The organism is Planococcus sp. 1R117A (assembly GCF_051417975.1).
In the GTDB taxonomy this organism is placed as follows: Bacteria; Bacillota; Bacilli; order Bacillales_A; family Planococcaceae; genus Planococcus; species Planococcus shenhongbingii.
In genome coordinates this window covers 516,687-532,368 of the sequence record NZ_JBPRLO010000003.1, presented here as the reverse complement: position 1 = coordinate 532,368, position 15,682 = coordinate 516,687, and the positions used below count along the sequence as shown (strand labels likewise).

At 42.0% G+C, this 15,682-nt stretch carries 12 protein-coding genes and 1 other annotated feature; of the genes, 10 read left to right on the top strand and 2 right to left on the bottom strand.

What is annotated here, in order from left to right:
• The first annotated feature begins 4 nt into the window (after positions 1-4).
• The 5 genes from opp4A to ACSFXN_RS12355 all read left to right on the top strand — a co-directional run bounded on the left by opp4A (position 5) and on the right by ACSFXN_RS12355 (position 7,791).
• On the top strand, positions 5-1,738 hold the full coding sequence (gene opp4A / locus ACSFXN_RS12375; RefSeq protein ID WP_437150415.1) for an oligopeptide ABC transporter substrate-binding protein: 1,734 nt from the start codon (positions 5-7) through the stop codon (positions 1,736-1,738).
• A gap of 148 nt (positions 1,739-1,886) precedes the next feature.
• A complete protein-coding gene (gene opp4B, locus ACSFXN_RS12370) occupies positions 1,887-2,852 on the top strand; it encodes an oligopeptide ABC transporter permease (RefSeq protein ID WP_437150414.1) in 966 nt (321 codons plus the stop codon).
• A 12-nt stretch (positions 2,853-2,864) separates the two neighbouring features.
• Positions 2,865-3,782: an oligopeptide ABC transporter permease gene (opp4C, locus tag ACSFXN_RS12365; protein WP_437150413.1), complete on the top strand. Its 918-nt coding sequence runs from the start codon at positions 2,865-2,867 to the stop codon at positions 3,780-3,782.
• A 384-nt stretch (positions 3,783-4,166) separates the two neighbouring features.
• A complete protein-coding gene (locus ACSFXN_RS12360) occupies positions 4,167-5,873 on the top strand; it encodes a peptide ABC transporter substrate-binding protein (protein ID WP_437150481.1) in 1,707 nt (568 codons plus the stop codon).
• A 217-nt stretch (positions 5,874-6,090) separates the two neighbouring features.
• Positions 6,091-7,791: a peptide ABC transporter substrate-binding protein gene (locus tag ACSFXN_RS12355; RefSeq protein ID WP_437150412.1), complete on the top strand. Its 1,701-nt coding sequence runs from the start codon at positions 6,091-6,093 to the stop codon at positions 7,789-7,791.
• A 78-nt stretch (positions 7,792-7,869) separates the two neighbouring features.
• Here ACSFXN_RS12355 and trpS read toward each other — a convergent pair whose 3' ends face one another.
• Positions 7,870-8,859: a tryptophan--tRNA ligase gene (trpS, locus tag ACSFXN_RS12350; protein ID WP_437150411.1), complete on the bottom strand. Its 990-nt coding sequence runs from the start codon at positions 8,857-8,859 to the stop codon at positions 7,870-7,872.
• A 44-nt stretch (positions 8,860-8,903) separates the two neighbouring features.
• Positions 8,904-9,118 (bottom strand) — a binding site (T-box leader).
• 44 nt (positions 9,119-9,162) lie between these two features.
• Positions 9,163-9,504 carry a DUF3899 domain-containing protein gene (locus ACSFXN_RS12345; RefSeq protein ID WP_437150410.1) on the bottom strand — a complete coding sequence of 114 codons (342 nt, stop codon included), beginning with the start codon at positions 9,502-9,504 and terminating at the stop codon, positions 9,163-9,165.
• 239 nt (positions 9,505-9,743) lie between these two features.
• On the opposite strand from ACSFXN_RS12345, the gene ACSFXN_RS12340 reads away from it, so the two are divergent.
• The 5 genes from ACSFXN_RS12340 to ACSFXN_RS12320 all read left to right on the top strand — a co-directional run bounded on the left by ACSFXN_RS12340 (position 9,744) and on the right by ACSFXN_RS12320 (position 15,639).
• Positions 9,744-11,456, top strand: coding sequence for a peptide ABC transporter substrate-binding protein (locus tag ACSFXN_RS12340; RefSeq protein ID WP_437150409.1), 1,713 nt, complete (start codon positions 9,744-9,746; stop codon positions 11,454-11,456).
• A gap of 201 nt (positions 11,457-11,657) precedes the next feature.
• Positions 11,658-12,596, top strand: a complete 939-nt coding sequence (gene opp3b, locus ACSFXN_RS12335) for an oligopeptide ABC transporter permease (protein ID WP_300989799.1) — start codon at positions 11,658-11,660, stop codon at positions 12,594-12,596.
• Complete coding sequence (gene opp3C, locus ACSFXN_RS12330; protein WP_437150408.1) at positions 12,593-13,612, top strand: oligopeptide ABC transporter permease; 1,020 nt, start codon at positions 12,593-12,595, stop codon at positions 13,610-13,612. Before opp3b ends, opp3C begins: the two co-directional genes overlap by 4 nt.
• A 15-nt stretch (positions 13,613-13,627) precedes the next feature.
• On the top strand, positions 13,628-14,683 hold the full coding sequence (locus ACSFXN_RS12325; protein WP_437150407.1) for an ABC transporter ATP-binding protein: 1,056 nt from the start codon (positions 13,628-13,630) through the stop codon (positions 14,681-14,683).
• Positions 14,683-15,639: an ABC transporter ATP-binding protein gene (locus ACSFXN_RS12320; protein WP_437150406.1), complete on the top strand. Its 957-nt coding sequence runs from the start codon at positions 14,683-14,685 to the stop codon at positions 15,637-15,639. Before ACSFXN_RS12325 ends, ACSFXN_RS12320 begins: the two co-directional genes overlap by 1 nt.
• The last annotated feature ends 43 nt before the right edge of the window (positions 15,640-15,682 follow it).

Sequence of the window (15,682 nt, the reverse complement as noted above, 5' to 3'; positions counted from 1 at the left end):
AAGGATGGAAAACAAAAAGTTATTCTGGCTCTTCGCACTGATTCTAACCTTAGCAGCATTTTTAACGGCTTGCAGCGGAGGGGATGGCGATGCGTCAAAAGACGATTCATCCACAGACGACAGCAAGGATTCAGCCGCATCTGAAGGAGAGCCGCAAAAAGGCGGCACGATGGTCTACGGAATCGATGCCCCGCCTGAAGGGTTATTTAACTCAGCATTTTATGGCATTGCTACAGATGCGGAAGTCATCGACTTTTTTGATGAGGCGCTGATCGACTACAATGAAAAACTTGAACCAATGCCGAGCGTAGCTTCTTGGACAACAGAAGACAATAAAGTCTTCAATTTCAAGTTTAAAGAAGGCGTTAAATGGCATAACGGCGAAGAACTGACAGTCAATGATTGGGTATTTGCTTTTGAAACGATCGCAAGCCCCGACTACGATGGGCCTCGCTATTCAAACGTGCAAACGATCGAAGGGGCAGAAGATTTCCGAAGCGGAAAAGCTGACACGATTTCCGGAGTTGAAGTAGTGAACGATCATGAGATCAACATCACTTTTGATGAAGCGCGCGTTAACAATTTGACAAATCTTTGGGCATACCCTCTCCCAGAATCGGTGCTTGGAGATGTCCCGGTTGCTGAAATGTCAGCATCTGAATGGGTGCGCACAACACCGATCGGTATCGGTCCTTTTAAAGTGGAAAAAATTGTTCCAGGTGAATCGGTTGAGCTATCCAGATTTGATGAATACTGGAATGGCGATGTGAACTTGGATAAAATCGTTATCCGTGTCATCGACAACTCTTCCGTCGTTGGCGCATTGCAAAACGGCGATGTGGATATGATTTCCCTTCAGCCGGTTTCCGGACCGGAAGTGGAGCCATTGGAAAACGTGGACATCATTACGTATCCCGGGCTTTCTTATTATTATGTAGGATTCAAACTTGGTAAATTTGATAACGCTAAACAGACAATCTCTGAAGAACTGCCGAAATACCAAAGCAAGGAACTTCGCCAAGCGATGATGTATGCCATCAACCGCCAGGAATGGGCTGACGCTTTCTTCTTCGGTTATGCGAAAGTTGTAAACAAGCCGGTTCCGACTTCACATTGGAATGCAGCTGATGACAGCGACTTAAACACATATGATTACGATCCGGAAAAAGCGAAAGAACTTCTTGATGCAGCTGGGTATGTAGACACCAATGGCGACGGTTTCCGTGAAGATCCGAACGGCGATGAATTCGTCGTGAAATTCTCTCATTATGCAACAGGAAACCCAACATTCGAGCCTCGTGCACAAGCAATCACTCAGTACTGGGAAGAAGTAGGCATTCAATCAGAACTGGAAATGGTAGAAGTCAATCTCTATTATGAAATGCTTGAAAAAGACGATCCATCAATGGAAACGTTCTTTGGCGGCTGGTCAACAGGGGCAGATCCAGATCCATCAGCTACTTGGAAAGCAGATCAATTATGGAACTACACCCGCTACAACAACCCGGAAGCAGACAAACTACTGGATGACGCTTTAAATATTGACATCGTCGGTCAAGACCAGCAAAAACGTGCTGACCTGTATATTGAATGGCAAAAGATTGTAAATGAGGAAGTTCCAATGCTGTATATTGCAGAACTTGAAGAGATAGTAGCTTTGAACAAGCGTGTAGGCGGAACGGAATATGATGTATCCGGTTCGAACAGCCCGGCAGAATGGTTTGTTAAAGAACAATGATTGAGCAGAAATTCAACGATGGGCAGAAAATCGCCCATCGTTGAATGATTATATCGAAGCTCTTATGCACGGTAAGGAAGCTTTTTAAAAGCAGCTCTTGCCGTGCCGGAGAGTACAACCAAGATTATTGCCGACAAGGGGAGTATATATGCTGAAATATACATTTAGAAGACTGCTTGGAATGATTCCTATGCTCATCCTTATTTCTGTTGTAGTTTTTTCGTTAGCAAAACTAATGCCTGGAGATTCATTAAGCGGCGAAATTGACCCGCTCAATACCAATCCTGAATATATTGCAGAAATGAGAGAAAAACTGGGCTATAATGACCCCTTGCCGGTTCAATATGTTAATTGGATAACGGACTTTATCCAAGGGGACTTTGGCAAATCGACTCGTTTTAAAGTGCCGGTAGCAGACGTTATCATGGAGAAACTTCCAAATACCCTTTTTCTTGGTGTAACATCGCTAGTAATCACTTATATCTTGGCTTTTATCATGGGCATGTATTCGGGGCGCAAGCCATATACGATTGGAGATAATGCGATAGCCGGGCTCAATTATGTGATGCTGGCAATTCCATCTTTTGTGGCAGCGGTTTTTGCTATTTACTTTTTCTCCTTCCATTTAAATTGGTTTCCATTTGGAGGCTCGGTGGATATTCTAGCTGAAGACGGTACGCTTGAATACTGGATCAGCAGGTTCCACCATGTCCTTCTTCCAGCCCTTGTCCTAGGCGCTTTGAGCACGGCTTCCTATACACAATTTCTTCGGAATGATATTATCGAAAACTCGCGAAAAGATTTTGTCCGCACTGCCCGCGCTAAAGGAACGCCGATGAAGAAAATTTACAATGTGCATATTCTGCGGAATTCCATTATTCCGCTGGTGACTTTTTTGGGCTTTGACTTTGCAGCATTAATCGGAGGAGCCATCATTACAGAAACCATTTTCACTTATCCGGGGATTGGCCAATTATTCCTCGATTCGGTCACCAATCAGGATTATCCGACTTTAATGGCATTGACCATGCTGTTATCATTTTTGACCTTAGCAGGAAATTTACTGGCTGACATCCTATATGGAATCGTGGATCCACGAATCCGTTTGGATTAAGGAGGAGCAATTATGGCATCATCAACAACTATTGAACAGCACAAGAAGCCGGAAAAAAGCTTATCCCCCTGGCAGATTGCTCGAAAAAAATTCTTGCGGAATAAGTTGGCAATGCTCAGTACAGGTTTTATCATTTTAGTGACTCTCATGTCATTATTGGCACCATTACTGGCGCCTTACCTTTCTCCTAATCCTGACATATCAAGAGTTAATATAGGAGCCATGAACATCGAACCGAACAGTGAGCATCTGCTGGGAACGGATAAGAGCGGCAGAGACGTCTTGACCCGTTTGTTTTATGGAGGGCGGGTATCATTATTAGTCGGCTTTAGCGCAACCTTGATGGTTATCACATTGGGAACGCTTGTGGGATCCATAGCTGGCTTTTTTGGCGGAATCGTCGACAGCATTTTAATGAGATTTACTGATTTTGTCTTAAACTTCCCATTCTTGGTCTTTGTCATTGTATTGAATACGATTCTTTACGGAATCGTAGATGGTTTATGGGTACTGATTATAGTCATTGGAGCTCTCAGCTGGGGAGGGGTGGCCAGGCTGGTACGGAGCAAAATACTGGCAGAAAAAGAGAACGAATATATTTTGGCAGCGTTGTCGATTGGCTGTTCGCCTTGGAAAGTCATTCGCAAGCACCTTCTGCCGAATGTCATGTCGACTATTATTGTTCAAGGAACATTGATTTTCGCCGGCATGATCGTGGTAGAATCAGCACTCAGTTATTTGGGCTTCGGGGTTCCGCAGACAACGCCAAGCTGGGGCAATATGCTGTCTTCTGCCAATGAACCGGATGTTTTGCAAGGCAAGCCTTGGATATGGATGCCCCCGGCTTTGATCATTACATTGACCATTTTATCCATCAATTTTATCGGTGAAGGATTGAAAGATGCTTTAAACCCAAAATCATTGCGTTGAATAGGAAAGGAGTTGTCCCAGAAGTAATTTGGGACAACTCCTTTGCGACGAAGCTAGCGCAGCGATGCAACGCCCTTTCATGTTTCGAAGCTAGCGAAGCGATGCAGAAACAGGAGCAATAGTATTAACCTATGCTTTATTAGAAGCAAGGGGCTGTCCAATAAGTCTAATAATAGACTCATTGGACAGCCCCTTTTTATACGTTTTGGAAAGATACATCATTAAAAGCTGAAAAGTGACATTCAAGAAGCAAATAAAAATTTTCAGGTTGTAAAAATGATAGTAAAGATAAATAAGTACTATTATTTTATGCAGTCAACCATTATAATCTAAATATACATAATATTATGAAAATAAAAAGCAGGAGGTATTAAAGTGAACAGCATGAAAAAATTCTGGCTAGTCGTTTTGCTCTTATTGGCGGGGATTGTGCTGGGTTCTTGCAATGAAGAAACTGGAAATGTGGCAACTGCTCCGGAAGGAAATACTGAAACAGAAGAAGGCGCTGAAGGGACTGCCGGGGAAATGGATGCTGAACAAAGACTCAATCTGATGGAAAGTGCAGAAATTCCGACCATGGATTCAGCAATTGCGGAAGATATAGTTGCTTTTACTATTTTGAACAACGTCAACGAAGGCTTGTACCGATTGAATAAGGAAAACATTGCGGAACCGGCAATCGCTGAAGGCGAACCGGACATCAGCGAAGACGGGCTGACGTATACGTTCAAATTACGGGAGGCCAACTGGTCGGACGGTACGCCGGTGACTGCGCGGGATTTCGTATTCTCCTGGCAGCGGGCAGTCGATCCGGCAACCGGGTCACCTTATGGTCCCTACATGATGGCAGGCACCGTCAAAAATGCAGCTGCGATTTCGGAAGGGAAGATGGATAAAGCTAAACTAGGAGTGGAAGCACCGGACGACAAAACTTTAGTAGTGACTTTGGAGCGCCCGGTTCCTTATTTCCTCTCGTTGATGTCGTTTGGCACCTTCCTTCCGCAGAAAGAAGCGTTCGTTACGGAGAAAGGCGGCTCCTATGCCTCTAATTCAGATAATATTTTGTATAATGGCCCATTCATGTTGACGAACTGGGATGGCACTGGCCTGACATGGTCTATGGAAAAAAATCCGGAATACTGGGACGCCGAAACGGTTAAGCTTCAGACCATCAATGTGGACGTCGTAAAAGAAACAAGTACAGGAGTAAATCTTTACACTTCAGGCAAGAAAGACAGCGTGCTTCTTTCTGGAGAATTTGCCATGCAGCATGCTGACGATCCCGACTTAATAAGGAGTTTAACACCGGCTATTTTTTACTTTAAATTTAACCAAGAGCGCAACGGGGAAAAGACTCCACTCGCCAATTTAAATATGCGGAAAGCAATTTCAATGGCTTTCAATAAACAGGACATGGTGGATACCGTAATGGCAGATGGTTCGCTTCCAGCGAACTATCTGGTACCGGCTGAATTCACATTTGATGAAGACAAGAAAGATTTCAGGAAAGTCAACGGTGATATGAATGAATACAATGTAGATGAAGCAAAAGAACTTTGGGCGACCGGTTTAGAAGAAGAAGGGCTCTCTGATGTGAATTTTGAGTTATTGATTGATGACTCAAGTGACAGTAAAAATTTGGGAGCTTATATTAAATCGCAGCTTGAAGAAAACCTTGAAGGAATTACAGTCAGTATAAAATCGGTACCTTTTTCTGTACGCTTGGAGCTCGATGGATCGCAAGATTACGACATACAACTGTCAGGCTGGGGACCAGACTATCAGGACCCCATGACATTCATCGATTTGTTCGTGACTGGCTCATCTCATAACAACATGAGCTACTCTAATCCGGAATTTGACGCTTTGGTAGAATCTGCTAAAGCTGAGCTAGCCCAAGACCCTGCGGCCCGTTGGGAAGCGATGGGGCAAGCTGAACGGATATTGATTGAGGAAGATGCAGCAATCGGACCGATTTTCCAAGAAGGTACGATGTCTCTTCGAAAGCCTTACGTGATAGATATAATAAGACAGCCTTTTGGCGGGGAATTTAGTTATAAATGGACGTATATATCTGGTAAAGAACAATAACCATCAAAGAAAAGGCTGCTATCAAAGCAGCCTTTTCTTTATATATTTTAACTTAATTTTTGAGACTTTCTTGATTCATGCATATAAAGATGCAGCTTAAAATTATGTTAAAAATTTGTCGATTTAAAATAATAAAATCAAATAAATACTATACATTATAAAGAGAAGTTGTATAATCTAATAAATAGACTTTTCGGAAAATAAGGAGGAAAACTAAGTGAATCGCAAGAAGATGTACTGGTTACTCTGTATAGTTTTAGGATTTAGTTTCTTTTTGGCTGCCTGCAGTGGCAACAGCGATACTACTGCACCAGAAACTCCAGAAGGTGGAACAGAAGGAGGAGCAACAGGCGAATTGGATGCTGAACAAGTGCTTAATCTGATGGCTAGCGCTGAAATTCCGACGATGGATTCGGCACTTGCGGAAGATTCGGTAGCGTTTAATATTTTAAACAATGTCAACGAAGGTTTGTACCGCTTGAATCAGGAAAATATGGCAGAACCGGCAATCGCTGATGGCGAACCTGAAATCAGCGAAGACGGGCTGGTGTATACCTTCAAATTACGGGATGCAAATTGGTCGGATGGCACTCCAGTAACTGCGCAGGACTTTGTTTTTGCCTGGCAGCGAGCGGTCGACCCGGCAACAGGGTCGCCTTACGGCCCATACATGATGGGGGGGACCATTAAAAATGCAGCAGCTATTGCTGAAGGCAAAATGGACAAAGCTGAACTCGGCGTGGAAGCGGCGGACGACAAAACACTGGTGGTGACACTGGAACGGCCCGTTCCCTATTTTCTGTCACTGATGTCATTCGGTACTTTCCTGCCGCAGAAAGAAGCGTTCGTTACGGAGAAAGGCGGCTCCTATGCCACTAATTCAGACAATATCCTATACAACGGACCATTCATGCTGACCAATTGGGACGGAACAGGCCTGACATGGTCCATGGAAAAAAATCCGGAATACTGGGATGCGGAAACCGTTAAGCTCCAAACCATAAACGTGGATGTGGTAAAAGATCCTGGCACGGGACTCAACCTTTACAACTCGGGAGAAAAAGATCGAACAAGCTTAACTGGAGAATTTGCTATGCAGTATGCGGATGATCCAGAAGTGATCAGAGAATTAGAGCCAAGCATTTTTTACATGAAGTTTAATCAGGAGCGCAATGGTCAGCCGACTGTTCTTGCAAATGAAAATATCCGGAGAGCAATTTCAATGGCTTTCAATAAACAGGACTTGGTAGATGTTGTACTGGCAAACGGTTCACTGCCTGCCAACTACCTAGTGCCAACCGAATTTACATTTGATGAAAACAAGAAAGATTTCCGGGAAGTAAATGGAGATATGAATGAATACAATGTAGAAGAAGCAAAAAAATTATGGGACCAGGGGATGAAAGAAGAGGGATTGACAGAAGTTTCAATTGAATACATGGGAGATGATACAGAAACTGCCAAGAAAATGAATGAATATCTAAAAGCCCAACTGGAAGGAAATCTTGAAGGGTTAACTATTGAAATTAAAACAGTTCCATTTAATGTCCGGCTGGAGCTGGATGAAGCACAAGATTACGAAATCCAAAATTCCGGCTGGGGCCCTGATTATCAAGATCCAATGACATTTATCGATTTGTTCGTAACCGGATCTCCTCAGAATAAAATGGGCTACTCTAATCCGGAATTTGACGCTTTGGTGGAATCCGCCAAAGGTGAACTGGCCCAAGACATTCCGGCACGCTGGGATGCGATGGCACAAGCGGAGCGGATACTAATCGAGGAAGATGCAGCAATTGCGCCTATTTATCAGCGGGGTGCAATGGTGCTGCAAAAACCATATGTCAATGATATCGTAACACATCCGTTTGGCGGGGATTATGGTTATAAATGGGCTTATATTTCTGGGAAGCAATGACAAAAAAAGTTTGGATAGCTTTTAAAAATTTACTCTAAAAACCAAAAAGAAAAGGCTACAATAACTGTAGCCTTTTCTTTATTTTCGCTTACGGCCTAAACCCATCGCATTTTCCATTTTCTTCAACGTCTTATTTGCTAAATAATTAGCTTTTTCAGCGCCTTCATCCAAAATCCGGTCAAGTTCTTCTGAATTCAAGAGTTCCTGGTAACGTTCTTGAATTGGAGCAAGATGATCGGTTACTGCTTTTGCGACAGATGCTTTAAAGTCTCCATAGCCAGCCCCTTCATATTTAGAGACAAGAGACTCGATGCTTACATCGGTAAGAGCGGCTTCGATGGTCAATAAATTGGAAATGCCGGGTTTGTTTATAGGATCAAATTTTACTATGCCTTCTGAATCCGTTACTGCACTTTTAATTTTCTTTTCGATTGTCTTTAAATCATCGAGCAACGTGACAATCGCTTTTTTATTGGTATCCGATTTGCTCATTTTTTTTGTCGGATCTTGAAGGGACATAATGCGGGCACCATTTTTCGGAACACGGATTTCCGGAATCTTCAATACTTCATTGAAACGTTTATTGAAACGCTCCGCCAAGTCACGCGTCAGTTCAATATGCTGCTTTTGGTCATCTCCAACAGGTACAACATCCGTTTGGTAAAGAAGAATGTCTGCAGCCATCAAAGGCGGATAAGTCAGAAGCCCGGATGAAACCGAAGTGCTTTTCGCAGACTTATCTTTGTATTGTGTCATGCGCTCGAGTTCACCGATAGTAGAAATGCATTGCAGCATCCATCCGGCTTGGGCATGCGCCGGAACCTCTGATTGAATAAAGAGTGTAACTTTTTCGGGATCAATACCGACAGCAAGATATAAAGCTGCAAGAGCTTTAATGTTTTTTCTCAACTCCAGCCGGTCTTGCGGCATGGTGATGGCATGCTGGTCCACGATGCAAAAAATGCATTCAAATTCATCCTGCAGGTCCGTAAATTGCTTAAATGCGCCGATATAATTTCCTAAAGTAACGGTACCGGTAGGTTGTACACCAGAAAAGATTTTTTTCATCCAAATTCCTCCTCAATATAAAAAACACAGCACACATCCCTAAAAAAAGGGACGAATGATGTGTTTTTCCGCGGTACCACCCTAGTTGCCGTCACCGGCCACTCTTCTTCATAACGTGAAGATCACGGAAACGGCTACTTTCAAGTTCACCGGTTCAGCTCAAAAGCCCATTCAATACTGCCCAACATCTGTTTTCACCAACCACAGACTCTCTATTATAGAAGGAACAGCATTTACTCTTCTTTTTCATCGCTCATTTTCTATTTGTTTATTATAATACAAAAAAGTTTTTATGTGCAAGATTTATAGCTGGTAGATAAAAAGTGAAATTCCCATAGCCAGTAAAGTGACGCCGCCAATGATCAAGAGAGGAGTGCTAGATACAGCAAAAAGTTCAGAAGGCGCACGCATTTCGTCATCTTCTAAGGTAGATTTGCCCTTAAAGACTTTTCTCATGCTCATTGTAAATATATCAAATACTCCTGTCCGTATAACAAAAACCCATAAACCGATAAAAAACAGAACTCCGCCATAGATAAAAGAATTGTTTATATAGGACAAAAGAGAGAAAGGTTCACTCCGCAATACCATCGTCAAAAAAATTAAAACTTGGATAATAATTATACCAAGAATAGTTATTTTCATTTTTGCACCTCTGTTCTTAGTTTATTGTAGAAGAAATAATAAAAAAAATCAAAATTAAAAATAAAAAAATTGTTAAAAAATCCTTATAAAACCAATATTCATGCTATTTCATGTAATATTAATGACATATCGTTGTTACAATGTTGTAACTAGTCAAAAAAAAGTGCTGTACAACTAAAAAAGATTATGTATAATTAACAGTGTACCAATTTTTCAGAAAATTTAAGGGGGTCACGTAAGTGAAAAACAGCAAGTTATTTTGGCTATTAGGCCTGGTTTTAGTTCTTAGTGCCTTCCTAGCGGCATGTGGCGGCGGGGGAGAAACTACAACTGAACCATCAGAAACAGACGGCAACACAGAAAAAACTGATGAAAAAGCATCAGGGAATTTAGATTCAGTACAAGAGTTGAATTTAATGGAAACCGCTGAAATTCCAACGATGGATTCGGCACTTGCTGAAGACGCGGTAGCTTTCAACATTATGAATAACGTAAACGAAGGTTTGTACCGCTTGAACCAAGAAAACATTGCAGAACCGGCTATGGCTGAAAGCGAACCTGAAATCAGCGAAGACGGATTAACTTACACTTTTAAATTGCGTGATGCTAACTGGTCAGATGGTACCCCAGTTACAGCCCAAGATTTCGTATTTTCTTGGCAGCGTGCTGTGGATCCAGCTACTGGATCACCTTACGGCCCTTACATGATGGCTGGCACAATCAAAAATGCTGCAGCTATTGCAGAAGGTAAAATGGACAAAGCTGAACTTGGTGTAGAAGCGAAGGATGAAAAAACTCTAGTGGTAACACTTGAGCGTCCGGTCCCTTACTTTATGTCATTAATGGCTTTTGGAACATTCCTTCCACAAAAAGAAGCTTTCGTCACTGAAAAAGGAAAAGCTTACGCTTCCAATTCTGACAACCTTCTTTACAACGGACCATTTGTATTGACTAACTGGGACGGCACAGGCCTGACATGGTCAATGGAAAAAAATGCAGAGTACTGGGATGCAGAGACAGTTAAACTTGATAAAGTTAACGTGGACGTAGTTAAAGAGGCAGGTACTGGGCTTAATCTTTATGATTCAGGCGAAAAAGACCGCGCTGGTCTTTCTGGTGAGTACGCTATGCAACATGCTGACAATCCAGAAGCTGTTAGAGAATTAGAGCCGACTGTATTCTACTTAAAATTCAACCAAGAACGCAATGGAGAAAAAACGCCATTAGCAAACGAAAATATCCGTAAAGCGATTTCTTTGGCTTACAACAAACAAGATTTAGTTGATGTAGTATTAGCTAACGGATCACTTCCAGCTGACTTCTTAGTACCAACTGAATTCAGTTTTGACGAAGAGAAAAAAGATTTCCGTGAAGTTAACGGAAAAATGAACGAGTTTAATGCGGAAGAAGCTAAAAAATACTGGGAAACTGGTTTGAAAGAGCTTGGCGTTACAGAAGTGACTCTTGAAATGCTTGGTGGAGATACTGAGCTTTCTAAGAAAATGGATGAGTACTTAAAATCTCAACTTGAAGGAAACCTTGAAGGGTTGACTATTGAACTTAAAGCAGTTCCATTTGCAGTCCGTCTAGAACTTGATGAAAAACAAGACTACGATATCCAAAACTCTGGCTGGGGCCCTGACTATCAAGATCCGATGACATTCCTCGACTTGTTCGTAACAGGATCTGCTCAGAACAAAATGAGTTATTCGAATCCTGAATTCGATAAATTGATTGAACAAGCTAAAGGCGAATTGGCTTTAGATCCTGCAGCACGTTGGGAAGCTATGGCTAAAGCAGAGAAAATCTTGATTGAAGAAGATGCTACTATTTCTGGTATCTTCCAACGCAGTGTAATGTCACTTCAAAAACCGTATGTTCACGACATTGTTGTTCACCCATTCGGTGGAGATTACAGTTACAAATGGGCTTACATTTCTGGCAAAGAATAATCTAATACACTGGCCACTGTGAAAAACAAATAGAAAGAGAGTATATCGCTGGTATTTGGACGATATACTCTCTTTTCTAATGAAGGGGAATTCACGGAAAATTGAACATTTTCTGCTAACTTTTGAAAAAAACAAGCCTTAAAATTTACAGTTGAAACAAGTCTTGTGTTATATAGAAGTATTCATTTTTGGAGGTGCAACATGGCACGATACATCGGCAAACGATTAATTTATATGGTAATCACCTTAGCTCTGATTGCTACTTTTACATTTTTCTTAATGAAAATATTACCGGGTTCCCCTATCGCTTCCGCAGATAAATTATCTCCAGAACAAAGGGCAGTGGTTGAAGAAGCTTACGGTTTGAATGATCCTCTTCCAATTCAGTACTTTAACTATATGTTCGGGCTAGTGCAAGGGGATTTAGGAATTTCGATTAACCAGTTTAAAGGTGCTCCAGTGACTGATTTAATACTCAGCCGAATGGGTCCTTCTGCACAAATCGGATTCCAAGGAATGCTGATTGGTACTGTTATTGGTATTCTGCTGGGAATGATAGCTGCTCTGCGTCAAAATACCTGGGTCGACTATAGCAGTACACTTGTAGCGATTATCGGGATATCCATTCCTTCATTTGTTTTTGCTTCGTTGCTTCAATATTGGTTCGGTCTAAAGTTGGAATGGTTCCCGGTAGCATTATGGAAAGACGGATTTATGTCGAGTGTGTTGCCATCGATTGCCTTGGCAATGTTTCCTCTTGCAACAGCGGCACGTTTTATCCGGACAGAAATGATTGAAGTTCTAGGATCAGACTATATAACATTAGCGAAAGCCAAAGGGGCGAGCGGATCTGAGATAGCATTCAAACATGCTTTCCGAAATGCTTTGATTCCTTTGATTACTGTACTTGGGCCAATGACAGTGGGGATTCTAACAGGTTCACTTGTTGTTGAGCAAATCTTTGCGATTCCAGGAATAGGAGAACAATTCGTTAAATCAATCATGGTGAACGACTTTGCTATTATCATGGGCACAACTATTTTCTTCTCTGTCTTCCTAATCGTCGTAATTTTGATCGTGGATATTCTATATGGCATCATAGACCCACGGATTCGTCTTTCAGGAGGTAAAAGTTCATGACACAAAACTTAGAAAAATTACCTAAAGGTTCATTCGAACGAATCACAGTGGATACAAAACAAGCTGAACGCATTTCAAAACCGAGCGTCAGTTTTTGGCAAGATGCCTGGTATAGATTACGCAAGAACAAAGGAGCGGTCTTCAGCTTAGTGCTGTTCATCTTAATCGTCATTATGTCATTTGTTGGGCCAGCAATTAGTCCTTATGAACCAAATGCCCAAACTATCACCCATGCAAACTTGCCGCCAAAAATTCCGGTCATCGAGAATCTAGGGATTTTTGACGGGGTCGGGACTTTAGGCGGGAAGGAAGTTGACTTATATGAGATGAAAAAAGTTGAAGTCAACTATTGGTTCGGAACTGATGGACTAGGGCGTGACATGTTTTCCCGTTTATGGAAAGGAACTCAAGTTTCGCTATTCATTGCGTTTGTAGCGGCAGCGATTGATATGTTAATCGGTGTGATCTACGGTGGAATATCTGGCTATTTTGGTGGCCGCATAGATGACTTTATGCAGCGTATAGTAGAAATTTTGACAGGAATTCCGAATTTGGTTGTCGTAATTTTGTTTATCATGATTATGGACCCAGGGATTTTGGCCATTATCATTGCGTTAACGATAACCGGCTGGACAGGGATGTCACGTGTAGTGCGTGGCCAGGTCCTTAAATACAAAAACCAGGAGTTTGTATTGGCTTCAAGAACTCTTGGTGCCAGCGATTCCAGAATTATTTGGAAACACTTAATGCCAAACGTTCTAGGGATTATCATTATTAACACAATGTTTACGATTCCAACCGCTATTTTCTTTGAAGCGTTCTTAAGCTTTATCGGTTTAGGTCTCCAAGCACCGGATGCATCGCTTGGAACGTTGATCAACGATGGTTACAAACTGCTTCAATATCAGCCGCATATTTTGGCATTCCCGGCTATTTTATTAAGTTTAATCATGATTTGCTTTAACTTGATCGGTGATGGTCTTCGCGATGCGCTTGATCCTAAGATGAAAGATTAAGGAGGAAAGTTACAAATGGAAAAGATTTTACAAGTAAAAGACCTTGAGCTTTCCTTTAACACTTTTGGTGGGGAAGTTAAAGCTATCCGGGGCGTCAACTTTGATTTATATAAAGGGGAGACATTAGCAATTGTTGGTGAATCAGGTTCCGGTAAATCGGTTACCACTAAATCCATCATGCGTCTGCTGCCGGAAAACTCGGCTGAATTCAAAAATGGAGAAATCTTATTTGGCGGCCGCGATTTGACTAAGCTGTCGGACAAAGAAATGCAAAAGATTCGCGGAAAAGACATCTCAATGATTTTCCAAGATCCAATGACCTCATTGAATCCAACTATGCCAATTGGCCGGCAAATTACAGAACCGATTTTAAAGCACCAAAAAATCAGTAAATCAGAAGCGAAAAAAGTAGCCATCGATTTATTGCGTTTAGTTGGCATGCCAAAACCTGAGCTTCGCATGAAACAATATCCGCACCAGTTTTCCGGCGGTCAGCGCCAGCGGATTGTTATTGCCATCTCACTTGCTTGCAATCCTCAAATTTTGATTGCTGACGAGCCGACAACGGCACTTGACGTAACCATTCAGGCACAGATTTTGGAATTGATGAAAGACCTGCAAAAGAAAATTGATACATCCATCATCTTTATTACGCATGACCTTGGAGTTGTAGCGAACGTTGCAGACCGGGTAGCTGTTATGTACGGCGGCAAAATTGTAGAAATTGGAACTGTAGATGAAATTTTCTATAACCCTCAGCATCCTTATACATGGGGCTTGCTTAGTTCAATGCCTTCTCTGGATACATCGGATGCTAAATTATATGCAATACCAGGAACTCCACCCGATTTATTAGCTCCTCCAAAAGGGGATGCTTTTGCTTTGCGCAGTGAATATGCCCTGCAAATAGATATGGAGCAAAATCCGCCATTTTTTAAAGTGAGTGATACGCATTCTGCTGCGACTTGGCTGTTGCATCCGGATGCACCGCAAGTGGAGCCGCCGCAAACAGTAATCGAGCGGATGAAGAAGTTCCCGGGCAGCAGATATTACGAAGGGGGAGCGGTATAATGGCAGAAAAGTTATTGGAAATCAAGAACTTAAAACAGCATTTTAATGTTGGCAAAGCGAATGAAGTGAAAGCCGTTGATGACATCAGTTTCGATATTTACAGAGGAGAGACGCTGGGCTTAGTTGGCGAATCGGGATGTGGGAAATCCACTACTGGCCGTTCAATTATCCGTTTGTATGATGCAACTTCAGGTGATGTTTTCTATGAAGGTGAAAACGTCCACGGCAAGAAATCGAAAAAAGACTTAAAAAAATTCAATCGCAAAATGCAAATGATTTTCCAGGATCCTTATGCTTCTTTGAATCCCCGGATGAAAGTGATGGATATTATTGCAGAAGGCATTGATATTCATGGCTTGGCAAAAAACGCAGCTGACCGCAAGAAAATGGTTTTCGATTTGCTTGAAACTGTAGGGCTGAATAAAGAGCATGCTAACCGCTACCCGCATGAATTTTCAGGCGGCCAGCGCCAGCGTCTTGGAATTGCCCGCGCATTGGCTGTTGATCCGGATTTCATCATCGCAGATGAACCAATTTCTGCGCTTGATGTTTCAATTCAGGCACAGGTAGTCAATTTATTGAAAGAATTGCAGGAAGAAAAAGGATTGACTTATTTGTTTATCGCGCACGATTTGTCCATGGTAAAATACATTTCTGACCGGATTGGCGTTATGTATTTTGGGAAGCTTGTGGAATTAGCGCCTGCGGAAGATCTTTATAACAATCCGATGCACCCATATACCCAGTCTTTATTGTCAGCCATTCCACTTCCGGATCCGAATTACGAACGCAATCGTATACGGAAGTCCTATGACCCTGCTATGCATAACTACACAGAAGGTGAAGATGTGCAGATGAGAGAAATCACTCCAGGGCATTTCGTACAATGTTCAGTTCGTGAGTTTGAAGCATTAAAAGCTTCCATACCTGAAAAGCCTGCAGTATCAGTGAAATGAAAATGAAAAAGCGATGCCTTTTAGGCATCGCTTTTTTCTTTAA

Excerpts from the sequence above, each read along its gene's own strand:
- opp4A (WP_437150415.1), top strand. The coding sequence starts at position 5 with ATGGAAAACAAAAAGTTATTCTGGCTCTTCGCACTGATTCTAACCTTA.
- opp4B (WP_437150414.1), top strand. The coding sequence starts at position 1,887 with ATGCTGAAATATACATTTAGAAGACTGCTTGGAATGATTCCTATGCTC.
- opp4C (WP_437150413.1), top strand. The coding sequence starts at position 2,865 with ATGGCATCATCAACAACTATTGAACAGCACAAGAAGCCGGAAAAAAGC.
- ACSFXN_RS12360 (WP_437150481.1), top strand. The coding sequence starts at position 4,167 with ATGAAAAAATTCTGGCTAGTCGTTTTGCTCTTATTGGCGGGGATTGTG.
- trpS (WP_437150411.1), bottom strand. The coding sequence starts at position 8,859 with ATGAAAAAAATCTTTTCTGGTGTACAACCTACCGGTACCGTTACTTTA.
- ACSFXN_RS12345 (WP_437150410.1), bottom strand. The coding sequence starts at position 9,504 with ATGAAAATAACTATTCTTGGTATAATTATTATCCAAGTTTTAATTTTT.
- opp3b (WP_300989799.1), top strand. The coding sequence starts at position 11,658 with ATGGCACGATACATCGGCAAACGATTAATTTATATGGTAATCACCTTA.
- opp3C (WP_437150408.1), top strand. The coding sequence starts at position 12,593 with ATGACACAAAACTTAGAAAAATTACCTAAAGGTTCATTCGAACGAATC.
- ACSFXN_RS12325 (WP_437150407.1), top strand. The coding sequence starts at position 13,628 with ATGGAAAAGATTTTACAAGTAAAAGACCTTGAGCTTTCCTTTAACACT.
- ACSFXN_RS12320 (WP_437150406.1), top strand. The coding sequence starts at position 14,683 with ATGGCAGAAAAGTTATTGGAAATCAAGAACTTAAAACAGCATTTTAAT.